Annotated in this window: 18 protein-coding genes; 8 read left to right on the forward strand and 10 right to left on the reverse strand. The window is 68.4% G+C overall.

Annotated features, from left to right (window positions below):
• Nucleotides 1-15: 15 nt before the first annotated feature.
• Entirely contained in the window at nucleotides 16-1,179 is a 1,164-nt protein-coding gene (locus tag AC1MFL_RS02965; protein WP_479813339.1) for a pyridoxal phosphate-dependent aminotransferase, read from the forward strand.
• A gap of 134 nt (nucleotides 1,180-1,313) precedes the next feature.
• Nucleotides 1,314-1,523 (forward strand): hypothetical protein, encoded by a 210-nt coding sequence (locus tag AC1MFL_RS02970; RefSeq protein ID WP_226762315.1) that lies wholly within the window; start codon nucleotides 1,314-1,316, stop codon nucleotides 1,521-1,523.
• Nucleotides 1,524-1,560: 37 nt separating this feature from the next.
• Here the strand turns inward: AC1MFL_RS02970 and AC1MFL_RS02975 are convergent, their stop codons facing one another.
• The 3 genes from AC1MFL_RS02975 to AC1MFL_RS02985 form a co-directional block, all read right to left on the reverse strand.
• Complete coding sequence (locus AC1MFL_RS02975) at nucleotides 1,561-1,908, reverse strand: CU044_2847 family protein (protein WP_479813341.1); 348 nt, start codon at nucleotides 1,906-1,908, stop codon at nucleotides 1,561-1,563.
• A 27-nt stretch (nucleotides 1,909-1,935) separates the two neighbouring features.
• Nucleotides 1,936-2,373, reverse strand: coding sequence for a thioredoxin (gene trxA, locus AC1MFL_RS02980; protein ID WP_479813343.1), 438 nt, complete (start codon nucleotides 2,371-2,373; stop codon nucleotides 1,936-1,938).
• Between the two features lie 105 nt (nucleotides 2,374-2,478).
• A complete protein-coding gene (locus AC1MFL_RS02985; RefSeq protein ID WP_479813345.1) occupies nucleotides 2,479-2,964 on the reverse strand; it encodes a nucleoside deaminase in 486 nt (161 codons plus the stop codon).
• Nucleotides 2,965-3,152: 188 nt separating this feature from the next.
• Here AC1MFL_RS02985 and AC1MFL_RS02990 point away from each other — a divergent pair, with 188 nt between their 5' ends.
• Nucleotides 3,153-4,304, forward strand: a complete 1,152-nt coding sequence (locus AC1MFL_RS02990; protein ID WP_479813347.1) for a ScyD/ScyE family protein — start codon at nucleotides 3,153-3,155, stop codon at nucleotides 4,302-4,304.
• 95 nt (nucleotides 4,305-4,399) lie between these two features.
• On the opposite strand, the gene rbfA is transcribed toward AC1MFL_RS02990, so the two are convergent.
• The 5 genes from rbfA to AC1MFL_RS03015 form a co-directional block, all read right to left on the reverse strand.
• Nucleotides 4,400-4,909 carry a 30S ribosome-binding factor RbfA gene (gene rbfA, locus AC1MFL_RS02995; protein WP_479813349.1) on the reverse strand — a complete coding sequence of 170 codons (510 nt, stop codon included), beginning with the start codon at nucleotides 4,907-4,909 and terminating at the stop codon, nucleotides 4,400-4,402.
• 293 nt (nucleotides 4,910-5,202) lie between these two features.
• Nucleotides 5,203-8,118 carry a translation initiation factor IF-2 gene (gene infB, locus AC1MFL_RS03000; protein WP_479813351.1) on the reverse strand — a complete coding sequence of 972 codons (2,916 nt, stop codon included), beginning with the start codon at nucleotides 8,116-8,118 and terminating at the stop codon, nucleotides 5,203-5,205.
• Nucleotides 8,119-8,270: 152 nt separating this feature from the next.
• Complete coding sequence (locus AC1MFL_RS03005) at nucleotides 8,271-8,612, reverse strand: YlxR family protein (RefSeq protein WP_479813353.1); 342 nt, start codon at nucleotides 8,610-8,612, stop codon at nucleotides 8,271-8,273.
• Nucleotides 8,613-8,913: 301 nt separating this feature from the next.
• Nucleotides 8,914-9,894, reverse strand: coding sequence for a transcription termination factor NusA (gene nusA, locus AC1MFL_RS03010; protein ID WP_479813355.1), 981 nt, complete (start codon nucleotides 9,892-9,894; stop codon nucleotides 8,914-8,916).
• Nucleotides 9,894-10,511: a ribosome maturation factor RimP gene (locus AC1MFL_RS03015; RefSeq protein ID WP_479813357.1), complete on the reverse strand. Its 618-nt coding sequence runs from the start codon at nucleotides 10,509-10,511 to the stop codon at nucleotides 9,894-9,896. Before AC1MFL_RS03015 ends, nusA begins: the two co-directional genes overlap by 1 nt.
• A 106-nt stretch (nucleotides 10,512-10,617) precedes the next feature.
• Here AC1MFL_RS03015 and AC1MFL_RS03020 point away from each other — a divergent pair, with 106 nt between their 5' ends.
• The 5 genes from AC1MFL_RS03020 to fdhF all read left to right on the forward strand — a co-directional run bounded on the left by AC1MFL_RS03020 (nucleotide 10,618) and on the right by fdhF (nucleotide 18,337).
• Complete coding sequence (locus AC1MFL_RS03020) at nucleotides 10,618-11,751, forward strand: ferritin-like domain-containing protein (RefSeq protein WP_479813359.1); 1,134 nt, start codon at nucleotides 10,618-10,620, stop codon at nucleotides 11,749-11,751.
• Between the two features lie 298 nt (nucleotides 11,752-12,049).
• Nucleotides 12,050-12,781: a VIT1/CCC1 transporter family protein gene (locus AC1MFL_RS03025; RefSeq protein ID WP_479813361.1), complete on the forward strand. Its 732-nt coding sequence runs from the start codon at nucleotides 12,050-12,052 to the stop codon at nucleotides 12,779-12,781.
• 23 nt (nucleotides 12,782-12,804) lie between these two features.
• Nucleotides 12,805-13,857: an aminoglycoside phosphotransferase family protein gene (locus tag AC1MFL_RS03030; protein WP_479813363.1), complete on the forward strand. Its 1,053-nt coding sequence runs from the start codon at nucleotides 12,805-12,807 to the stop codon at nucleotides 13,855-13,857.
• Between the two features lie 116 nt (nucleotides 13,858-13,973).
• Nucleotides 13,974-15,674, forward strand: a complete 1,701-nt coding sequence (locus AC1MFL_RS03035) for an NAD(P)H-dependent oxidoreductase subunit E (RefSeq protein WP_479813365.1) — start codon at nucleotides 13,974-13,976, stop codon at nucleotides 15,672-15,674.
• On the forward strand, nucleotides 15,662-18,337 hold the full coding sequence (gene fdhF, locus AC1MFL_RS03040) for a formate dehydrogenase subunit alpha (protein ID WP_479813367.1): 2,676 nt from the start codon (nucleotides 15,662-15,664) through the stop codon (nucleotides 18,335-18,337). The genes AC1MFL_RS03035 and fdhF overlap by 13 nt, the downstream gene beginning before the upstream one ends.
• Nucleotides 18,338-18,371: 34 nt before the next feature.
• Here the strand turns inward: fdhF and AC1MFL_RS03045 are convergent, their stop codons facing one another.
• A complete protein-coding gene (locus tag AC1MFL_RS03045) occupies nucleotides 18,372-19,820 on the reverse strand; it encodes a pyridoxal phosphate-dependent decarboxylase family protein (protein WP_479813369.1) in 1,449 nt (482 codons plus the stop codon).
• 78 nt (nucleotides 19,821-19,898) lie between these two features.
• On the reverse strand, nucleotides 19,899-20,693 hold the full coding sequence (locus tag AC1MFL_RS03050) for a sulfite exporter TauE/SafE family protein (protein ID WP_479813371.1): 795 nt from the start codon (nucleotides 20,691-20,693) through the stop codon (nucleotides 19,899-19,901).

Raw genomic sequence — 20,693 nt, forward strand, 5'->3', positions numbered from 1 at the left:
GTTAGGATGGCAGACATGCCCGAGCTTGCCGCCCACGTCAACGATGTCCCCATCAACCAGATCCGCGAAATCACCGAAGCCGCCTGGGGAACTCCCGGCGCGATCGTGCTGAGCATCGGCGAACCGGGTTTCCCCGTCCCCCGCCATATCCTCGAGGCCGGGATGGCCTGCCTGGACCGCGACGAAACGAACTACACCCCCAACGCGGGCATCCCGGCCCTGCGTGAGGCCTTCGCGGCCAGGTTCCGGGAACACAACGCGACGCCGGTGGCAGCGGACCGCGTTTACGTGGTCGACGGCGCCCAGCAGGGCCTGCACTTCGCAATGAGCCTGCTGCTCTCCCCCGGCGACGAAATCCTGATCCCCAATCCCGGCTACCCCACCTTCGCGATGACGTCCAGCCTGCTGCATGCGGTCCCCGTGCGCTACCCGCTGTATCCGGAGCATGACTTCCAGCCCCGGATCCAGGACATCGAGGAGCTCATCACACCGCGGACCAAGGTGCTGATCCTCAATTCGCCGTCCAATCCGCTGGGCGCCGTGCTGGGCGAGGAGCTCACCCGCAGCCTCGTGGAGCTCGCCCGGCGCCACGATCTCTGGGTCATCTCCGACGAGTGCTACGAGGCGTTCACCTACGATGTTCCCCATGTGAGTCCGGCCCGCTTTGACAGCGATGTCCCGGGCGAAGCCCGCGTGTTCACCTCGCTCACGCTCTCCAAGACCTATGGCCTGACCGGGCTGCGGATCGGGGCGCTGATCTGCCCGCCGGGCCTGGAGCAGAGGATGAACAACGTGATGGAGGCGATTGTCTCTTGCGTCGCCTCGCCCTCGCAGTACGCGGCACTGGCTGCGCTGACGGGCCCGCAGGACTACGTCAGCCACGCCCACGCGCACTACCGGGCCAACCGGGATGCCGCCTCGGCGGTCCTGTCATCCAGGGGCATCCCGTACCTCACGGCGCAGGGGGCCTTCTACCTTTGGGCCGATGTGTCCCACGTCAGTGGCGGGGACGTCCGCTCCTGGGTCCGGCGCTTCCTGGCCGATTCGGGAGTGGCCTTTGCCCCGGGAACCGCGTTCGGTTCGATCGGCGAGGGCTGGATCCGGATCGCCCTCTGCAGCAGCCAGGCTGATCTGGTGGAAGGCCTCGGCCGGCTTCCGGCCCGGACAGCTGACAGCTGAGCTTTCCGGGTCCCTGTCCCCTACCGCCCCGGCACCGCAACACCTAACCTAAGCGCATCGCGGGCATTCCGCGTGCGGCCCCGGGGCGTGGCGTTCCGGGACTGGTGGTGAGGGGTTCGGTCAGGGAGGCAGCCATGTGGTGGCAGGACTTGTTGTGGGGCATCTGGAACGGGCTCACGGCGTGGATTGTGCTGATCGTCCACGTCTTCGGACAGTGGAGTGAGTTTCCGTTCTACAACTCGGCACGCGCCGGCAACTGGTACGACTTTGGTTTCCTGCTGGGCGTGGGATCGCCCTTCCTTGGTGGCCTGGGGGCCAGGGGCGCACGGAGCAGGCGCCGCTGACGGCAGCCGGCAGCCGGCAGCCGGCAGCCGGCCCGCCTCAGAGCATGATCTCCTCCTCCGGTGCCTTTTGTGGCGCGGGCGCGTGGGCGAAGGACAGCTTGACGACAAAGTGGGCCTCGGAGCAGTTCTGCGCGATGATGGCCCCGGCGTCCCCGGCCAGCTTCACGCCGAACTGAAGTTCCAGGTGCTCCGCGCCTATTTCCTTCAGGACTTCCGCCGCGGCGTTGGCCGCTGGACGGATGGCTGCGAGGGCATCCTCCAGCCGCCGCCCGGCGTCCGTAATCCCCTGCTCATTCCGTGCGGGGCGTTCGACGCCGAAGCTGCTGTCCGCGACCTCAACCAGCACCGTTCCGGAACCCACTTCGTAGCGCAGTATCTCGGTCATTGCTTCCTCATCTCGCCAGGGGGTCGGTTAGGGCTTCCCGGCCGCCAGTGCGCCGTCGAGCCATTGGCGCAGGGCCGCGGCCGGCGGGGCGCCCGCCTGCCGGGCCACCACGTTGCCGTCCCGGATCAGCAGCATGGTCGGAATGGCCTGGATGTCGAAGCGCCGTGAGAGGGCCGGTGACTTGTCGACGTCGACCTTGACGAGTTTGACCCGGCCGGCGCGCTCCTGGGCCAGCTTGTCCAGCACGGGACTGACCATGCGGCAGGGACCACACCAGGCTGCCCAGAAGTCGATCAGGGCCGGGGTGGAGGACTGTTCGGCGATTTCGGCGAAGTCCGCATCCCCGGCGTCGACAATCCAGGGCAGGTCCTTGCGGCAGTTGCCGCAGCGCGGGTGGCCGGAGGCCGCCGCCGGAATCCGGTTGGTCTTCCCGCAGTGGGGGCAGATGATCAGGCTGGAGCGCACGGTCCGCCGTCTTCCCGAGTGCCCGCAGTCATGGTTCCATGGGACGCCCCGGGGCGGAGCAGGCCTAGAGTCCAAAGACCCCCTGCGCGCGCTTGGACGCTGGTCTCAGTATTCAACGCGGTCCGGGTTGTTTCGCCAGGCCTGGAAGGGGACGTCCGACGCCGGGACAGTGGTTTGGCGCACCGGCATCAGCTCCGGCCGGGTCCCGTCGAAGTATTCATAGAACAGTGCGTCGTCGAAGCCGGCGGCTGCGGCCGCGTGACGGTCCGCGGCGAAGTAGACCCGGTCCATGCGGGCCCACAGGGCGGCCGCGAGGCACAGCGGACATGGTTCGCAACTGGCGTAGAGCACGGCGCCGCTGAGGTCGAAATTGGCGGACGCGGCCGCGGCCGTGCGGATAGCGACCACTTCGGCGTGGGCTGTGGGGTCGTTGTCCCGCGTGACATGGTTCACCCCCTCGTGGGTCCGCCCGTCGGGAGTCACGACGAGCGCCCCGAACGGTCCGCCGCCCGCGGCCACATTCGCGGCGGCAAGCCGTATGGCCTGGTCCAGGAAGCGGTTGATTTCGGGAATTGAGGGTGCGGTGGCCATGGTCCGATCATAGCCAGCACGGCCGCCGGCCGGGGAGGTTCGGTGCTCGCCGCACGGGCATCGACTTTGCAGCTGCGAAGGCCTAATATCCGCCATAGGGGCCGCCGCGCATTTTCCTTACCGCCCCTGCAACGGTCTCAATGGTCTCAACGGGGTGGATATCTCATCACTCGCCACGGGAGCCGACCATGAGAAAGAGTTTGTCATTGCTAGCCACGGCCGCCACCGCAGCCGTGTTCCTCTCGGCCGGGACGGCTGCGGGCGCGGCCCCGGCAGGCCCCCCGGGCGCGGACGCCGGAGACAAGGCTCCCGTGGTGCTTACCGGCAGGCTGGTCGGGCCGCTGCATGTCAGCGCGGGCCGCCACGGCTCGGTCACGGTGAGTGAGTCCTTCGCCGGCCGGCTGACCCGGGTCGATTCCGCCGGGAACCAGGTTGTCCTCTACGAGACCCCGAACTGGAGCGTTGCGGGCAACGCCCAGCGGGGTGGGACAACGTACTTGCTGGAGAGCCAGGGCGCCGGACCCGACCCGGCAGAACTCGCCGGCCACATCCGCATCATCGACGACGAGGGGCACCAGCGGACGCTTGGCGACTTCGCCGCCCTGGAAAGGGAAGACAACCCTGATGGCAAGACCCGGTACGGCTACCGCGACCTGCCGGACGGTTGCGAAGCCCAGCTGCCAGCAAATATGCCCGCCAGCTACACGGGTGAAGTTGATTCGCACCCGTACGGCATCGCTGTCACGGAGCACACCTTCTACGTCGCCGATGCCGGGGCCAACAGTGTGGTGTCCGTTGATGCACGAAGCGGCAAGACCGAGACCGTCGCTGTGCTGCCGCCGCGGCCCTACAAGATCACCCCGGAAGCTGCCGCGTCCAATGGCCTGCCGGCCTGCGTGGTCGGAACGACCTACGACTTCGAGGCTGTCCCGACCGACGTCGCCGTCGGGGCTGACGGCTGGCTGTACGTCACCTCGCTCCCGGGCGGCCCGGAGGACCCTGCGCTCGGCCCCCGCGGGGCAGTCTTCAAGGTGGACCCTGACGACGGCGAGGTGAAGCTCGTGGCGGATGACATCATGTCACCCACAGGGCTGGCCCTGGACGACCATGGCGACCTTTATGTTGCCTCGCTGTTCGGCGAAGGCGTCCTCAGGATCGATCCGGATTCGGGTGAACAGACGGTGGTGCTCGCCGCCAGTTTCGCCGCCGACGTGGACCTCCGCGGGGACACCCTCTACGCCACGGTCAACGCCCTGCCCGGTGCGGACGGTCCGCCGGACGGCCAGGTCATGTCCGTGGAGCTCAAGGACGGGCGGCACGACTCCGCCACGCACAGCTGACCGTAAGGCCCCGGCGGCAGACGGAAATGGCCGGTCCCGTGGCGGGGCCGGCCATGTCCTTGCAGTCGGGTGTTGCCGGACTACGTGTTGCTGGGTTACTTGTTGCTGTCCTCGTCGACGTCATCTTCGGTGCTGAGGTCAAGGTCCTCTTCGTCGAAGTCGTCCTCGTCGAGCTCCACGTCCTGCGGGGTGTCACTCTTGTAGGGGTCGGCGTCGCCTGCGTGCTTGGCGCTGGCAGCGAGTGCGGCCACTTCGGCGTCGCGCTTCTTCGCGGCCCGGAGCAGTTCCTCCAGGTTGGAGGCGTTGACCGGAATCTGGTCGGCCACGAACTCCAGCGTGGGGGTCAGCCGGACGGTGATGTTCCGCCCGACTTCCTGACGCAGCACGCCCTTGGCCTTCTCAAGACCCTTGGCGGCCTCCGCCTGGACCAGCTGGTCACCGAAAACCGTGTAGTAGATCGTGGCATGCTGAAGATCATTGGTCACACGCGCATCGGTAACGGTGACGCCCTCAAGCCGGGGATCCTTGACCCTCCGGCCCAGGGCCTCGGCAACAACAACTTTAATCCGCTGCGCCAACTTGGCAGCCCGTGCGGGATCAGCCATTTCCACTCCTAAAAATTTGGATGTACGACGGCGCGTTAACGGCTGGCGTACACCTGTTGGGTTTTCATTCCACGCGCCTAAGGCGAGTCTACGACGGACTCCCGTTGGATTCTTCCGGCGGCCCTTTGGAGCCGCGGAGGGGGCCCGGGAGTGGCATCGGGCCTGCCGGAGCTGGGTGGCCGACGTCGTAAGACGTTGGCCACCCAGCGTAGGGGCGGGGCCCCCTCTACGGCGGAAAAGTGGGGGCCGCCGGAAAAATCCAACGGCCCCGCACCTTGTAACGCTAAACCGACTTAGACGCGCGGCTTTTCGCGCATCTCGAAGGTCTCGATGGTGTCGCCTTCGTTGATGTCGTTGAACGAGCCAAGACCAATACCACACTCGAAGTCCGTGCGGACCTCGGTGGCGTCGTCCTTGAAGCGCTTGAGCGTCTCAACGGTGAGGTTGTCACCAATGACCTTGCCGTCGCGGCTGACACGGGCCTTCGCGTTGCGTCGGATAACACCCGAGCGAACGATCGAGCCTGCAATGTTGCCGAACTTGGAGGAACGGAACACTTCGCGGACCTCGGCGGTGCCAAGCTGGACCTCTTCGTACTCCGGCTTGAGCATGCCCTTGAGGGCTGCCTCAATGTCATCAATTGCTGCGTAGATGACGGAGTAGAAGCGCATGTCCACGCCTTCGCGGTCTGCCAGTTCGGCAACACGCTCGGCGGGCTTGACGTTGAAGCCGATGATGACGGCGCTGTCGACCGTAGCCAGGTTGACGTCGTTCTGCGTGATCGCACCGACACCGCGGTGGATAACGCGGAGCTGGACACCTTCGCCGACGTCGATCTTGAGCAGCGCGTCTTCGAGGGCTTCCACGGCACCGGACACGTCACCCTTGAGGATGAGGTTGAGGGTGTCGATCTTGCCATCGGCGACGGCCTGGTCGAAGTCTTCCAGGCTGATGCGCTTGCGGCGCTTGGCCAGGGCGGCGTTACGGTCCGCAGCTTCACGCTTCTCGGCGATCTGGCGGGCAGTGCGCTCGTCGGCGGTCACGAAGAACGTGTCGCCGGCGCGCGGGACGTTGGACAGACCCAGTACCTGCACGGGACGGGACGGGCCAGCCTCGGTCAGGGCGCTGCCGTCGTCGTCGAACATCGCACGGACGCGGCCGTGGGCCGTGCCTGCCACGATGGTGTCGCCGACGTGCAGGGTGCCGGACTGAACCAGGACGGTGGCAACAGCACCGCGGCCCTTGTCCAGGTTGGCCTCGATCGCAATACCGCGGGCGTCCTTGTTCGGGTTGGCGCGCATGTCCAGGGCTGCGTCTGCGGTGAGCAGAACGGCCTCGAGCAGCTCGTCGATGTTCAGGTTCTGGCGGGCAGAAACCTCCACGAACATGGTGTCGCCACCGTACTCTTCCGGAACCAGTCCGTACTCGGTCAGCTGGCCGCGGACCTTTTCCGGGTTGGCGCCTTCCTTGTCGATCTTATTCACGGCCACGACGATCGGCACGTTGGCCGCCTGGGCGTGGTTGAGGGCTTCAACGGTCTGCGGCATAACGCCGTCGTCCGCTGCGACCACGAGGATGGCGATGTCGGTGACCTTCGCACCACGGGCACGCATGGCGGTGAACGCCTCGTGGCCCGGAGTATCGATGAAGGTGATCTTGCGATCGGTACCTTCGTGGGCGTGGGTGACCTGGTAAGCACCGATGTGCTGCGTGATGCCGCCGTGCTCGCCCGCCATAACGTCGGACTTGCGGATGGCATCAAGCAGGCGGGTCTTACCGTGGTCAACGTGACCCATGACGGTGACAACCGGAGGACGTGCCTCGAGTTCCTCGTCGCCTTCGGCTTCCAGCTCGGCATCGAAGTCGATGTCGAAACCGGAGAGCAGCTCGCGCTCCTCATCCTCCGGAGACACGACCTGGAGCTTGTAGCCAAGCTCCTCGCCCAGCAGGGCGAAGGTCTCTTCATCCAGCGACTGCGTGGCGGTAGCCATTTCGCCGAGGTGGAAGAGAACGGTCACCAGTGCGGCGGGGTTCGCCTCGATCTTGTCGGCAAAGTCCGTGATGGACGAGCCACGGCGAAGCCGGACTACGGTGTTGCCGTCGCCGCGGGGCACACTTACGCCACCCAGCGACGGAGCACTCATCTGCTCGAGTTCCTGGCGCTTGGCACGCTTCGACTTGCGCTGCTTGCCACGGCCTGCGCCGCCCTTACCGAAGGCACCCTGGGTGCCACCGCGACCGCGGCCACCCTTGCCGAAGCCACCGCCGGCCGGAGCGCCGCCACCGGTGCCGGGGGCACCGGTACCTGGAGCGCCGCCCGGACGGCCGGGACCGCGGGCTCCGCCGCCGGGACGGCCTGCACCAGCGGGTGCGGGACGTTCGGTACGGTTAGGCATCATGCCGGGAGTCGGACGGTTTCCGCCGGCCCCTGCCGGACGGCCAGCGCCTGCTGCGCCGGCCGGACGCGGAGCACCCGGGCGTGCACCCGGAGCGCCGCCGGTGCGGGGAGCACCCGGACGGGGACCACCAGCGCCTGCTGCGGGACGCGGGCCGCCGGGGCGTTCGCCCTCGGTGCGGCTTCCGCCCGGACGCGGCATGCCCTGGGAAGGAGCGAACGGGTTGTTGCCCGGACGTGAGGGACGATCATTGTCGCCGCCGCGGCCCCGGGGCATGCCCTGGGACGTAGCGAACGGGTTGTTACCGGGACGGGGACCGCCCGGGCGGGGTGCCGAGCCACCCTGGCGTGCCGGAGCGGCCGGCGCTTCTGCCTTGGGTGCCGGGCGTGCGCCGGGCTTGGCGCCCGTGGAGGGCGCGGCCGGAGCCTGGGCGGCGGGAGCTGCCGGTGCAGCCGGAGCCTGGGCGGCGGGAGCTGCCGGAGCGGCACTGGGTGCCGGTGCAGCTGCTGCCGGAGCCGGAGCTTCGACCTTGGTAACAGCAGCCGCCGGCGCTGTGGGGGCAGCCGGAGCCGGCGCGGGCGCCGGACGGTTTGCCGAAGGGCTGGCGGGTGCCTTGGGGGCTGACGCGGGCGCTTCGGCCTTCGAAGCTGCTGCTGCGTCGGGGAACGCGTTGCGGAGTTTCCTCACAACGGGGGCCTCAATGGTGGAAGAGGCAGAGCGAACGAATTCGCCCAGTTCCTGCAGTTTGGTTACTGCATCTTTGGAAGTAATACCGAGCTCTTTAGCAAGCTCATGTACGCGGACCTTGGCCACATTTCTCCTGTCTCGGTCCGCACCGAGCCAGGCACGAACCGTCTACTTCTTACTGCGGACCTCCGCCGCGAGTGCAGCTGAAAGGTCCATTGCAGAGCGCAACAAATATGTCATCGTTGCGCACTCATCGCTGGGAACTCATCGGGTTTCCATCAGTTTTCTGACCCGCTTTCAGGTTGGACGGTTTTTGCTGCGGCCACCGGGGTGTCCACGGCTTGCGTGCCTGCCATGATCCGACGTTCGACGTCGGCTGTTACGGTAGCGCCGTTGAGGGCGCGTCCGAACGCCCGACGTTTGACCGCCAGTGCCAGGCACTTTTCGCTGGGGTGCAGCCATGCACCCCGGCCAGCCATCCGGCGTCGTTCATCCAGCACGACGGCGGTTGAACCGCTGCCGTCGGCGACGAGCCGGAGAAGCTGCGACCGCGGGCCTTTTTTCCGGCATCCGATGCAGGTACGCTGCGGCTGATTCTCGAGGTGTTGCACGTGTGCCACTTACGAGTATCTTCCTGCCAGTACATATCTGCCGTCCCCGGGTTTCCGGAGCCCGTCTGGCCAAGGGGTTGTGATCAACACCTTCGCCGGACTCAAACCCGGACGCGCTGGGGACACGCGGATACCGGCCGTTAGGCGCGGTCATGTCTATTCTAGCCCCTCAAGCGCCCGGGCCCCGAACTTGCGGGGACACGGACGCTGACGGGCGGCCCCGAAACCGGCGCCGTTTGGGTTGGGGTCCCTCTTGCTCAGAGCCTGAAGCCGAGCGCCTCTGGAGCTGAGAGCCCCCGGCGTCGGGAGCCTATTTGTCGCGGCTGACCGCGGCGTCCGAGACAATGTCGATCCGCCAGCCGGTGAGCTTGGCCGCGAGGCGGGCATTCTGGCCTTCCTTGCCGATCGCGAGGGAGAGCTGGTAGTCCGGCACCACAACGCGGGCCGAGCGGGTTGCCTCGTCCGTGATGGTGACCGAATTCACCCGTGACGGGGACAGTGCGCTGGCGATGAACGTTGCCGGATCGTCGCTGTAATCAACAATGTCGATCTTTTCGTCGTTCAGTTCGTTCATGACCGCACGGACGCGCGAACCCATTTCACCGATGCAGGCACCCTTGGCGTTGATGCCGGGGATGTTGGCCTTGACGGCCATCTTGGTGCGGTGCCCGGCTTCGCGGGCCAGGGCGACGATTTCCACGGAACGGTCCGCGATTTCCGGAACTTCCATTTCGAAGAGCTTCCGCACGAGACCCGGGTGCGACCGGGACAGCGTGATGGAGGGACCTTTGGTGCCGCGGTGCACGTCGATCACGAAGGCGCGGAGCCGGTTGCCGTGGGTGTACTTCTCCCCCGGCACCTGTTCGGGCGGCGGCAGCAGTGCCTCGACCGTGCCCAGGTTGACCTGGATCATGTGCGGGTTGTTGCCCTGCTGGATGGTTCCGGCAACGAGCTCGCCCTCGCGGCCCTTGAACTCGCCGAGGACGTTGTCGTCCTCAACATCGCGCAGTCGCTGCAGGATGATTTGGCGTGCCGTGCTGGCCGCGATCCGGCCAAAGCCCGCGGGGGTGTCTTCGAATTCGCCGATGGGGGCGCCGTCGTCGTCGATCTCGGTGGCCCAGATGGTCACGTGGCCGCTCTTGCGGTCCAGTTCAGCGCGGGCCTTCTCGAAGGCTCCCGGCGTCTTGTGGTAGGCCACCAGCAGGGCCTGCTCGATCGTCGGAATCAGGAGATCCAGCGGGATTTCACGCTCACGCTCCAGGAGTCTCAGTGCGCTCATGTCAATATCCATTAGGCCTCCTCAGAAGGTCCATTGTGTGCGTTCTCCAGGCCGGCCTCTTCGAGGTGGCTGAACTCTATCTCGACTTTTCCACTACGGATCTTGTCGAAAGGAAGCTTGATGGGCTCGCCCTGCTTGGGCTTCATGCCCTTCTTGACGGTGATCTCCGGGATCAGGGTGACACCGTCGTCGTCGACGGACTGGACCCGGCCGGTGACGTTCTCGCCCTGCAGGACGTTGACCTTGACCATCCGGCCGCGGGCGCGGTGCCAGTGCCGCTCTTCGGTGAGGGGACGGCCCACGCCGGGCGAGGAAACCTCAAGCTCGTAAGGGCGTGCGTCGGTGCTGGGATCGTTGTCCAGGATGTCGGAGAGGGTCTTGGAGATCTCCGAGATGACGTCGAGGCCGACGCCGCCCATCTCCTCCTGCGGCAGGTCCACCACCACGTGGACCACCCGGTTGGCTCCCGCGACGTGAATGGAAACGTCCTCCAGGTACAGCCGGTTTGCCAGGACTTCGGGCTCCAGGAGGGCATGCAGCCGCTCGGCCTCAAAGTTGTGAGCGGGTGCGGCGTCAGCCCTACCCGTCCCGGTCCGGTCTGTCGAAGTCGTGGCTTCTGCGTTGGTCATGATGCCGGCCGCCTCCCGCTAGATGATGTTGTGTGTACTAGCCTAGCGATTTTCCGGGCTCCGTGGTGCACTTCAGTTCCCGGCCGGCATGACAACATGGTCTGTTGTGAAAGACGACAGAAGGGAAAAGCGGCGGCGGGAACTCCTTCCCCGCATCTCGCTCCTGGCCTGCCTCGGCCTTGTAGTCGTCAGCCTCGGCGTGGCCCTGACTCCCCAAACCCCCGAGGAGCCCGCCGAACCGCCGTTTTCCGAACAGGCGAGGTCCGCTGCGCTGGATGAGACCATGCGACTGAGGGCTGCCGGCGAGCAGCTCAGCGAGTCCCCCTCCGCTGACGGGCAGCCTGCGGTGGGGCGCACTGTGAGTTTGCTGACAAGCCAGGCGCGGGCGCTCCTGGTCCCCGGCCAAAAGGAACCTGGCGCTTCCCCGCCGACGGCCACCGCCACCACCTCGACTGCCCCTGCGGCTGCCGCCTCCGCGGCTGCGGCGTCCGGGCCCGCGGCTGCGGCGTCCGGGCCTGCAGCCCCGGCCGTCCCCGCGTCCGCGGCCGCACTCGCAACGGAGCTGGCGGCCAGCGCCTCGCAGCGGCTCGCCGATGCTGCCCTGGCCGACGGCGGGATGGCCCGGCTGCTTGCCGCCGTCGGCACCGCCCAGCTGCTTCAGGCCTCCGCCCTCGCCGCTGCAGCAGGGGCTCCAGCTCCCGCCGTGCCCGACCCGACCGCACCCCAGCCGTCCGGGGCGTGCCCGAGTGCGTCTGCATCGCCGTCGCCCTCCCCCGAGGGTGCTTCAGCCGGCAATGTCCTTGCCCCTGCCTCCCTTCCCGCAGCCCTGGCGGCGACCGTGGAGACCGAACTGGAAACCGTATACGGCTACCAGGTGGCGCTGACCCGGCTGGGCAGCGAAGCGGCGGCGCCGGCGTCGGAGCAGCTCGCGCGGCATGAGGCCCTGGCCACCAGCGCCGGAGCGCTGAGCAGGATGAACTGCGCCCCGATTCCGCCCCGGGAAGCCGGATACACAATGGCGCCTGGCTTCCTGGCCTCACCCTCGGCCGGCCTCGGCGGGCTGGAGGCTTCGGCACTGCCTGTTTACGGCGACTTGGTGGCGCTGAGCGACGGTGAGACCCGTCAGTGGGCGATCTCCGGCTTGGTCGGCGCCGCACGCCGGACCGCACTGTGGGGCGGCGACGCCGGGGCGCTGCCGGGCCTGACGGCAGACCCGGACTCGTTCCCCGGGCTTCCCTAGCCCCAGCGTCCCTGCGTCCCCTCTGGCGACCTGTGCTCCTACCGGCCTCCCCCCTCCCCCCTTCCCTCCTTCCCCCCGGGGCGACTTTGGGATCGCAAAGCCTCGGATTCCGCTCTCAACCGGGACCGAGCACCCCAAAGTGCCCCCGCTGCGCCGCTCCCGCGATGCTCCGGCCCAGGAACCAGGGGCCCGCGGGAGGGGAAGCCGCGCCTTACTTAGGCTCGTAATGAGGGGAAGCCGCGGCTTACTTAGGCTCGTAATACTGGTGGGGCGGCGGCGGCGGTGATTTGCTGTAGGCATGGACAGTCAAACAGCCCCCACGCAGCACGCGGATGAGCCCCACCACAACGACATCGCGCACCGCCTCAATTGGCTCCGCGCGGGCGTGCTGGGCGCCAACGACGGCATCGTCTCCGTCGCCGCGATTGTTGTCGGCGTCGCCGGCGTCACGACAGACTCCGGCCCCATCCTCATCGCCGGTGCCGCGGGCGTCGTGGGTGGCGCCATCTCGATGGCCCTGGGCGAATACGTCTCCGTGAGCAGCCAGAAGGACAGCCAGCAGGCCCTGATCGAAAAGGAACGCCGGGAACTGGCAGAACAGCCCGAGGAGGAACTTGAGGAACTCGCTGCCATCTACCAGGGCAAGGGCCTGAGCTCCGACACTGCGCGCACGGTGGCCCTGGAACTCACCGCCCATGACGCCCTCGCCGCCCATTTGTCCGCGGAACTGCACATTGACGAGACAGACATTGTCAGCCCGTGGCACGCCGCCTTTGCGTCCGCCACCGCGTTCCTGGTCGGCGCAATCCTCCCCATGCTGGCCATCCTGCTCCCGCCGGAAAACATTCGTGTTCCGCTGACCTTTGTGGCGGTACTCGTGGCCCTGGCCCTAACCGGTGCCATCGGTGCCTGGATCGGTGGCGGTTCGAAGTGGAAGGCGGCCGTGCGGGTGGTGATCGGCGGCGCTGCTGCGCTAATTGCAACGTTCCTGATCGGCAGCTGGCTCGGTGCCAGCGGGATAACTGCCTGACAACTGCAACTACGCTGGATCCGGTGAACCATCCCTTGGACGTCCCGATCCCGCCCGAGCTCAGCCGCCGCTTTGGGGGCAGCAAGGCCGGGCGCCACTGGCTGGCATCGATCCCCGGGCTGATCGAGCTCTGCATGGACCAGTGGCAACTCGAGCTTGACCTCGCTCCCGGCGTACTGCCGTGGAGCGGACACGGATCCATCGTGGTCCCGGTGCACCGGCGCCCCAACGCGGAAACTGCCGTCCTAAAAATCGCCTATCCGCACGACGAAGCCCCGATGGAAGCTCACGCCCTGTCCCTCTGGAACGGGCACGGGGCGGTGCGGCTGCTGGCCAAAAACGAAGGCGCCGGTGCGCTGCTGCTGGAGCGCCTGGACGCGGCCCGGTCCCTCCAGGACGAGCCGATGGACGAAGCAGTTCGGGCGTGGGGCGGGGTGGTCCGCCGGCTGGGCGTGGTCCCTGACGGACGGCCGGAATGGCGGGAGTTTGGCCATGTGGCGGCCCTGGCCGAACAGTGGAGCGATGAGCTGCCGGAGAGCTGGGAACAGCTGGGCCGTCCCTTCCCGCGCTGGCTGTTGGAAGCCGCCCTGGAGGTCTGCCAGACACGCGGGGCCGTGGGCCGCCGATCCGGTCGGGACGTGCTGGTTCACACCGACCTGCACTACCTGAACGTTCTGGCACGGTTCCGGGGCGACGAACCGGACGGGGGTGGTGAACCTGCCGGTGGCAGCCGCGGTGACGGAGCTGATAGCTGGGCCGCGATCGATCCGCAGCCCATGATCGGTGAAGCGGAATTCGCGGTGGCACCCTTGCTGTGGAACCGGATCCGGGAGCTGGACCGCTCCGATTCCGGGAAAGCCCTCCTCGCACGGTGTCTGGACTTCAGCGCCGCCGCCGGCCTCGACGCCGAGGTTTCCCGGCAATGGGCCCTGGTCCGCGCGGTAGCGAACGCCCTTGACCTGACAATGTCCCGCCGTGGTGGCGCCGTTGCCCGCTACCTGTGGGTGGCCAGCACGCTGGCGGGCGGCTCCCTGCCGGACATCCCCGGGCCACACGCGCTGCCCGAGCCCGGCTAGGTACGGCCCGGCGGACCGCGGCTTGGAGCTGGCCGGCCTCCAGTGCCCGGCCCGCCGCTGTGTTCCGGGACTTTCGGCTCTTGCCCGTCCCCGGGCTCCGGCCGAGGGTGGGACGCATGCAGGAACCCTCTGAGGGGCGTTCAAACGCCGTGTCCGAAGGGCCCGAGGGCCGGATCAGCGAAGATCCGTTTCTCCGGTATGCGGCCCGCTTCCACCGGCCGATCGCGGACGTCAGGGACCTGCTCCGGTCACCGGACGCCGCACCGACGGCCATTGCCCGGGCGCTCGGCTTGCCCGCGGCGGCGGTCCGGGGGCCGGCGTCGTTCTTCAGCGATTTCTCCGCGCAGCATGGAGCCCGGCACGTCCGGGTCTGCACCGCCGCCGCGTGCTTCGCAGCGACAGCCGGAGCCCATGTGGCCCAGGTGGAAGCGGCACTCGGGGTGGAGGCGGACGGACGGAGCGCGGACGGCTCCGTCTCGCTCCAGGCGGTGCGCTGCCTGGGCTATTGCTTCGCCGGTCCCGCGGCCCTCGACGGCGAACAGGCCCGCGCCGGGGCCGATCTGGCGGCACAATTGCGGGGGGAATCGGCGCGAAAGGCCCCGCCCATTCCGGTTCACATCGACAGTCCGGTCCCGGTGCTGACAGCCGGGCTGGTGGGAACTGCGCAGCCGTGGTCGGCGTGGCCCGGCGTTCTCGCCGCCGGAGCGCCCCAGGAGGTCCTCGGCCAGGTGGAGTCAGCGCGTTTACGGGGACGTGGCGGAGCCGGGTTCAGCGCTGCTGCCAAGTGGCGGGCCGCCCTCGAGCACCCCGGCCCCCGGGTGGTCGTGGCCAACGGCGACGAGGGTGATCCCGGTTCGTATGCGGACAGGCTTTTGATGGAACAGGACCCGCACCGGGTGCTCGAGGGGCTTGCCTTGGCCTGTTTCGCTGTCGGGGCGGCCACCGGAATCGTGTTCGTCCGCTCGGAGTACCCTGTCGCCGCCGCCCGGCTGCGGGAGGCCCTGCTTGAAGCACACGCCGCCGGATTCCTCGGCCCCGGGGCAGGGGGCAAGAGTTTCAGCCTCGAGCTCCAGGTGGTGGAAGGTGCAGGATCCTATGTCTCCGGCGAGGAGACGGCACTGCTGAACGGGATTGAAGGGCTGCGCGGCGTGGTGCGGCCCCGTCCGCCGTATCCCACCAAAAGCGGACTGCGCGGCCGGCCCACAGTGGTCAACAACGTGGAAACGCTCAGCGCGCTCCCGTGGATCGTCCAGCACGGTGGGCGCGCATACGCCGCGCTGGGGACCGCGGACGAGGCCGGCACAGTGCTCGTCTGCCTGTCCGAGCGCTTTCGCCGGCCCGGAGCCTACGAGGTGCAGATCGGCACACCGCTGCGAAGGATCGTGGAGGAACTCGGCGGCGGCCTTCGAGACGGCGCAACCCTGAGATCCCTCCAGATCGGCGGACCGCTGGGCGGTTTTGTCGGCCCCGACGACCTCGACACCCCGTTGAGCGAGGCCGGACTCTCCAGACATGGCGCAGCGCTCGGCCATGCGGGAATCGTTGCCTTCGATGACCGGCTTTCGGGCCTGGAGGTGCTGCGTAACCTGTGGGACTTTGCGGCGGCGGAAAGCTGCGGACAGTGTTCGCCCTGCCGGGTGGGGTCCTGGCGTGGCCGTGCCCTGCTGGAGCCTCCTGATGATCCGGCTGTCCGCCGCGAACGGGGCGAGGTGCTCCGCACGATGGCGGCGGGCAGCCTCTGCGCCTTCGGCCGCCGGGTGCCCGCCGCGGTGCAGAGCCTCGCCCGTGTCTACCGCCTGGACGGATGGCAACCGTGAGAGTCCTTGTCGACGGCCGCGAGGTCGAGGTCGATGCCGGTGCTACGCTCCTAGACGCGGTGCGGACGGCCGGCCTGGCCCTCCCGACACTCTGCCACGATGACCGGCTTACGACGGTCGCTTCGTGCCGGACTTGCCTCGTCGACGTTGCCGGCAGGGGTCCGGCTGCCGCCTGCAGCACGCCGGCTGAGGAAGGAATGCGCATCGCCGTCGCGGGATCCCGGGAAATGCGGCGGGAGGCCCTGCAGTCCATCGTCGCTGGGCTGCCGCCCCGGGCGCTGGATGTGCCGGCCGACCGCAGCGAACTTGTCCGGCAATGCGCCGACTATGGAGTGGCCACCCCGGCCTCCTCCGTCACGCCTTCGGAGCGCGGAGTCGACCACTCCCACCCGTACGTCAAGCTTGACCGGGATCTCTGCATCGCCTGCGGTCGCTGCGTCCGCGCCTGCGCGGAGATCCAGGGCACGTTTGCCCTGACGCTGGTGGGCCGCGGGGCCGCCACTGTGGTGGCGCCGGGAACTGGCGGTCCCTGGGCGGAGTCCGATTGTGTTTCGTGCGGGGCGTGCGTCGACACCTGCCCCACAGGTGCATTGTCCGAGCCTGGGCTGCTCAACTTGCTGCCGATCGAGCGGCAAACCCGCACCACGTGCGGGTATTGCGGGGTCGGCTGCAGTCTGGAAGTCTCGACCCGTGACAATGTGATCATGACCGTCCGGCCAGCCGCAGACGGCACGGTGAACCGCGGCCACGCGTGTGTCAAAGGTCGGTTCGCGCATACGTTCCTCGGCTCCGCGGACCGTCTGACAACGCCGCTGATCCGCAAGGACGGGATGCTGACGGCCACGTCATGGGATGAAGCCACCGCCTACGTGGCCGCCCGACTGGCGGACATCCGGGGCGAAGACCCGGATGGATTCGCCCTCATTTCCTCGGCCCGGGCCACCAACGAGGAGAACTATCTGGCCCAGAAGTTCGCCCGGGCTGTCATGGGCACCAACAACGTGGACAACTGTGCGCGGCTTTGCCACGCCCCCTCCGCTGCGGGCCTGGCCGCCACGTTCGGGCTGGGCGGGGGCACGAATCCGTTCGATGATCTCGACCGGTGCGACGCGATCCTCCTCGTCGGCGCCAATCCGACGTCGGCCCACCCTGTCGTCGGCTCGCGGATCTTCCAGCGGGTCCTGGCGGGCGCCCGCCTGGTGGTGGTGGATCCGCGGCGCACTTCACTGGCCCGGCACGCCGATGTCCACCTTCGGCCGCGGCCGGGAACCAACGTGGCCGTATTTAACGGCCTCGCGCACGTCCTGGTCCGGGAGGGACTGGTGGACCATGATTTCCTCGACAGCCACACCAGCGGCTACGACCAACTGCACGGGCTGCTCGGCGACTACCCGCCGGACCGCGTCGCCGAAATTTCCGGCGTCCCCGCGGAGGATCTCGTCCGCGCTGCCCTGATGTATGGGCAGTCGCGGGCTCCGGCGATCTTCTATGGACTCGGGGTGACCGAACATCTGCATGGGACGGACGGGGTCCGGACCCTTTCCAACCTGGCTCTCCTGCGCGGAGCCGTTGGGCCCGGATCCGGCGGAGGGGTGAACCCGCTGCGCGGACAAAACAACGTTCAGGGCGCCTCGGATATGGGAGCCCTGCCCGATTTGCTGCCGGGCTACCAGAGGGTCATCGATCCGGCAGCGCGGTCCCGGTTCGCAGAGGCCTGGCAGTCCGAAATTCCCAGCCGTCCGGGACTGCGGATCCCGCAGATGTTTGCAGCAGCCCGCAGCGGGGCGTTGCAGGCGCTGTGGGTGATCGGGGAGGACGTGCTCACCACCGACCCGGACAGCACTGCGGTGCGCTCCGCACTGGCAGCCTGCCCGCTCGTGATCTGCAACGATCTGTTCCTCTCCCCGACGGCTGCCGCCGCCGACGTCGTCTTTCCGGTGGCCGCATGGCTGGAGAAGGACGGCACCTTCGTCAACTTCGACCGGCGTTTCCAGCGGGTCCGCGAGGCCGTGGCGCCCCCAAACGGCGCCCACAGTGACTTTGCTGTGCTCCGCGACGTCGCGGCACGCATGGGAGCGGACCTGGGATGCCCGACACCGGCCGAAGCCATGGCGGAATGCGCCTCTGTCTCACCGCTTTTCGGTGGAATATCGCATCAGCGCCTGGATCGGGACGGTCCGCTGCATTGGCCATGCGGGTCTGCCGATTCCTTAGGAACGCCACGGCTCTACGAGGACCGCTTTGCCACACCCGACGGCCTGGCGCGGCTGGCAGCACGGCCCTACCTGCCTCCGGGCGAGCAATGCGACGAGGACTTCCCGTTCCTGCTGATCACCGGCCGCCGGGGAGAGCACTACAACTCCGGCAGCATGACCCGACGCACCGACAACCTGCGCCTGCTGACCGAAGAGACGGTCGACGTCGAACCGGGCGACGCGGCGGGGCTGGGCCTCCATGACGGCGACTACGTCCAGCTCGGCAGCCGGCACGGAACGGCGCTCCTGCGGGCGAGGATCACCGACGATGTGGGACCCGGCATGGTGTTTGCCGGATTCCACTTCCCCGGTGCCACGGTCAACCGGCTCACTTCCTCCATGGCGGATGAAGTCACGGGCTGCCCTGAGTACAAAGTGACGGCAGTGCGGATTGCCCGGCCCGGGTGAGCCGGTAAGAAGCAGGGACCAGCACCGTTTGCTGTCAGCCGCGGACCGCGGCCACGGCGTCCCGGACGGCGGCGACGGCGACCGCCACATCGGCGTCGTCGGTGCTCCAGTTGCTGACGGAGATCCGCAGGATGTCGCGGTCCTGCCAGCGCGAACCGGACATCCAGACCCGGCCGTCAGCGATGATCCGTGCCGTCACCGCTCGGGTAGTGGCGTCGTCGCCGAAGGCCAGGGAGACCTGGGTGTAGTCGACGTCGTTGAGCACCTCGACGCCGTCCAGCGCGGACAGTTTCTGCGCCAGTTCCCGGGCCCGGTGCACCAGCCCGCGCACCTGGGCGGCGACCCCGTCCCGGCCCAGCGATTTCAGCGCAGCCCACACCGGCACCCCGCGTGCCCGGCGGGACAGTTCGGGAACCTTTTCAAAGGGGTCTGCCGCGCCGTCAGCGTCGTGGATCAGGTAGCTCGTCTGCACTCCCATGGCGGAGCGCAGCGCCTGGGCGTCACGGACCACCGCGATGCCGCAGTCGTAGGGGACGTTGAGCGTCTTGTGCGCATCGGTACCCCAGGAATCGGCGCCCTGCAGCCCGGCGGTCAGGGCGGAGAGCTCGGGGACGGCGGCGGCCCACAGTCCGAAGGCGCCATCCACATGGACCCAGGCTCCGTGCGCTTTGGCGACGGCGATTGCCTCCAGGAAGGGATCGAACGCACCGGAATGGAGGTTCCCCGCCTGCAGGCAGACCAGCAGCGGGGACGGACCGGACCCTCCGGGACCGCCAGACGCACCTCCCGACGCACCTCCCGACGTAGCGGCCAGAGCCCGGTCCAGGGCGCAGTCCAGCTCCGCCGGGTCGATGCGGCCCTGCCGGTCCGCCGGGATAACCGTGGGCCTGCCCAGGCCCAGGTACCGCAGGCCGAGGTCGATCGTGTCGTGGCGTTCCCGGCCCACGAAGCAGTGGATCTTCGGCGCGCCGGCAAGGCCGTCGGCGTCGAGGTCCCAGCCGGCGTTGGACAGCAGGCGCCACCGTGCGGCGGCCAGCCCGGTGAAGTTCGCCATCGTCGCACCGGTGGCGAAGCCGACGTCGGACTCCGGGGGAAGCCCCAGCAGCTCCAGCAGCCACGCGCCGGCGGCCTCCTCGATGGCCGCCGTCGCCGGAGTGGCGAAGCGCAGTCCGGCGTTCTGGTCCCAGGCGCTGACCAGCCAGTCCGCGGCCAGCGCGGCCGGCAGGGTCCCCCCGATGACCCAGCCGAAGAACCGTCCGGAGGGCATGGCCATCAGCCCGGGTTCGGCCTTGGTGGCCAGGTAGTCAATGACCTCCGCCGCCGGCATGCCGGTCCGGGGCAGCGGGCCGCCGAAGTCGGCGGCGAGGTCCGCGGCGGTCGCCCGCGGGCCCACGTGCCGCGTTTCCTGGCTCTCAAGCCACTGGCGTGCGTGCCGGGCCGCGGCCGCCAGGGCATCGCTGTAGCGTTCTTCACGTGCTGACATAGCTGCATGCTACGCCCGCGGCTTCCGTCCGGGGAGTCCCCCAGGCGGATGCGCCGGGTGACCCAAAGCCAGCGGCTGCTACGCGAAGCTGTCCTGCCAGATGTCCGAGCCCAGCTTGACGATCAGCGCCCCGACGACGGCGAGAAAAACGATGCGGATGAACTTGTTTCCCTGCTTGACGGCCGTGCGGGCGCCGAGGTATCCGCCGGCCATGTTCGCCAGGCCCAGGACCAGTCCGAGCCCCCACAGCACGGCACCGTGCGGCACGAAGAACAACAAGGCGCCCGCGTTGGTGGCCACGTTCACGATTTTCGCCTTGGCGCTCGCTTCGAGGAAGGCGTAACCCATCGCCGAGACGAGCGCGATGATGAGGAACGACCCGGTGCCGGGGCCGATCAGGCCGTCATAGAAGCCGATCACCCCGCCGATCAGGCACGCCACCAGATAGTGCCGGTGCCCCTCGTGGCGCAGCTTGGTCAGCTCACCGACGCTGGGCCGGAAGGCGGTAAACAGCGCGACGGCGACCAGCGCGGCCACGATGATCGGTTTGAACACGCTCGCCGGAAGGTTCGCCGCGAGCACCGCACCGCCGTAGCTGCCCGCCATCGCAATCACCGCCATCGGCAGGGCGGTGCGCAGATCGGGGCGCACGCGGCGGTAGTACGTGACGGCACTGGCCGTCGTGCCGAAGATGGACCCCATCTTGTTGGTGGCCAGCGCCTGCACCGGGCTGATGCCCGGCACCAGCAGCATAGCCGGCAGCTGGATCAGCCCGCCGCCGCCGACGACGGCGTCGACCCAGCCAGCGGCCAGACCCGCCACGACGATCAGGATCACGGTGCCGAGCTGGATCGACTCGAGTCCGGAGACCAC

The organism is Arthrobacter sp. BG3 (assembly GCF_056680185.1).

Excerpts from the sequence above, each read along its gene's own strand:
- AC1MFL_RS02965 (WP_479813339.1), top strand. The coding sequence starts at position 16 with ATGCCCGAGCTTGCCGCCCACGTCAACGATGTCCCCATCAACCAGATC.
- AC1MFL_RS02970 (WP_226762315.1), top strand. The coding sequence starts at position 1,314 with ATGTGGTGGCAGGACTTGTTGTGGGGCATCTGGAACGGGCTCACGGCG.
- AC1MFL_RS02975 (WP_479813341.1), bottom strand. The coding sequence starts at position 1,908 with ATGACCGAGATACTGCGCTACGAAGTGGGTTCCGGAACGGTGCTGGTT.
- AC1MFL_RS02985 (WP_479813345.1), bottom strand. The coding sequence starts at position 2,964 with ATGGCCACCGCACCCTCAATTCCCGAAATCAACCGCTTCCTGGACCAG.
- AC1MFL_RS02990 (WP_479813347.1), top strand. The coding sequence starts at position 3,153 with ATGAGAAAGAGTTTGTCATTGCTAGCCACGGCCGCCACCGCAGCCGTG.
- rbfA (WP_479813349.1), bottom strand. The coding sequence starts at position 4,909 with ATGGCTGATCCCGCACGGGCTGCCAAGTTGGCGCAGCGGATTAAAGTT.
- nusA (WP_479813355.1), bottom strand. The coding sequence starts at position 9,894 with ATGGATATTGACATGAGCGCACTGAGACTCCTGGAGCGTGAGCGTGAA.
- AC1MFL_RS03015 (WP_479813357.1), bottom strand. The coding sequence starts at position 10,511 with ATGACCAACGCAGAAGCCACGACTTCGACAGACCGGACCGGGACGGGT.
- AC1MFL_RS03025 (WP_479813361.1), top strand. The coding sequence starts at position 12,050 with ATGGACAGTCAAACAGCCCCCACGCAGCACGCGGATGAGCCCCACCAC.
- AC1MFL_RS03035 (WP_479813365.1), top strand. The coding sequence starts at position 13,974 with ATGCAGGAACCCTCTGAGGGGCGTTCAAACGCCGTGTCCGAAGGGCCC.
- fdhF (WP_479813367.1), top strand. The coding sequence starts at position 15,662 with ATGGCAACCGTGAGAGTCCTTGTCGACGGCCGCGAGGTCGAGGTCGAT.
- AC1MFL_RS03045 (WP_479813369.1), bottom strand. The coding sequence starts at position 19,820 with ATGTCAGCACGTGAAGAACGCTACAGCGATGCCCTGGCGGCCGCGGCC.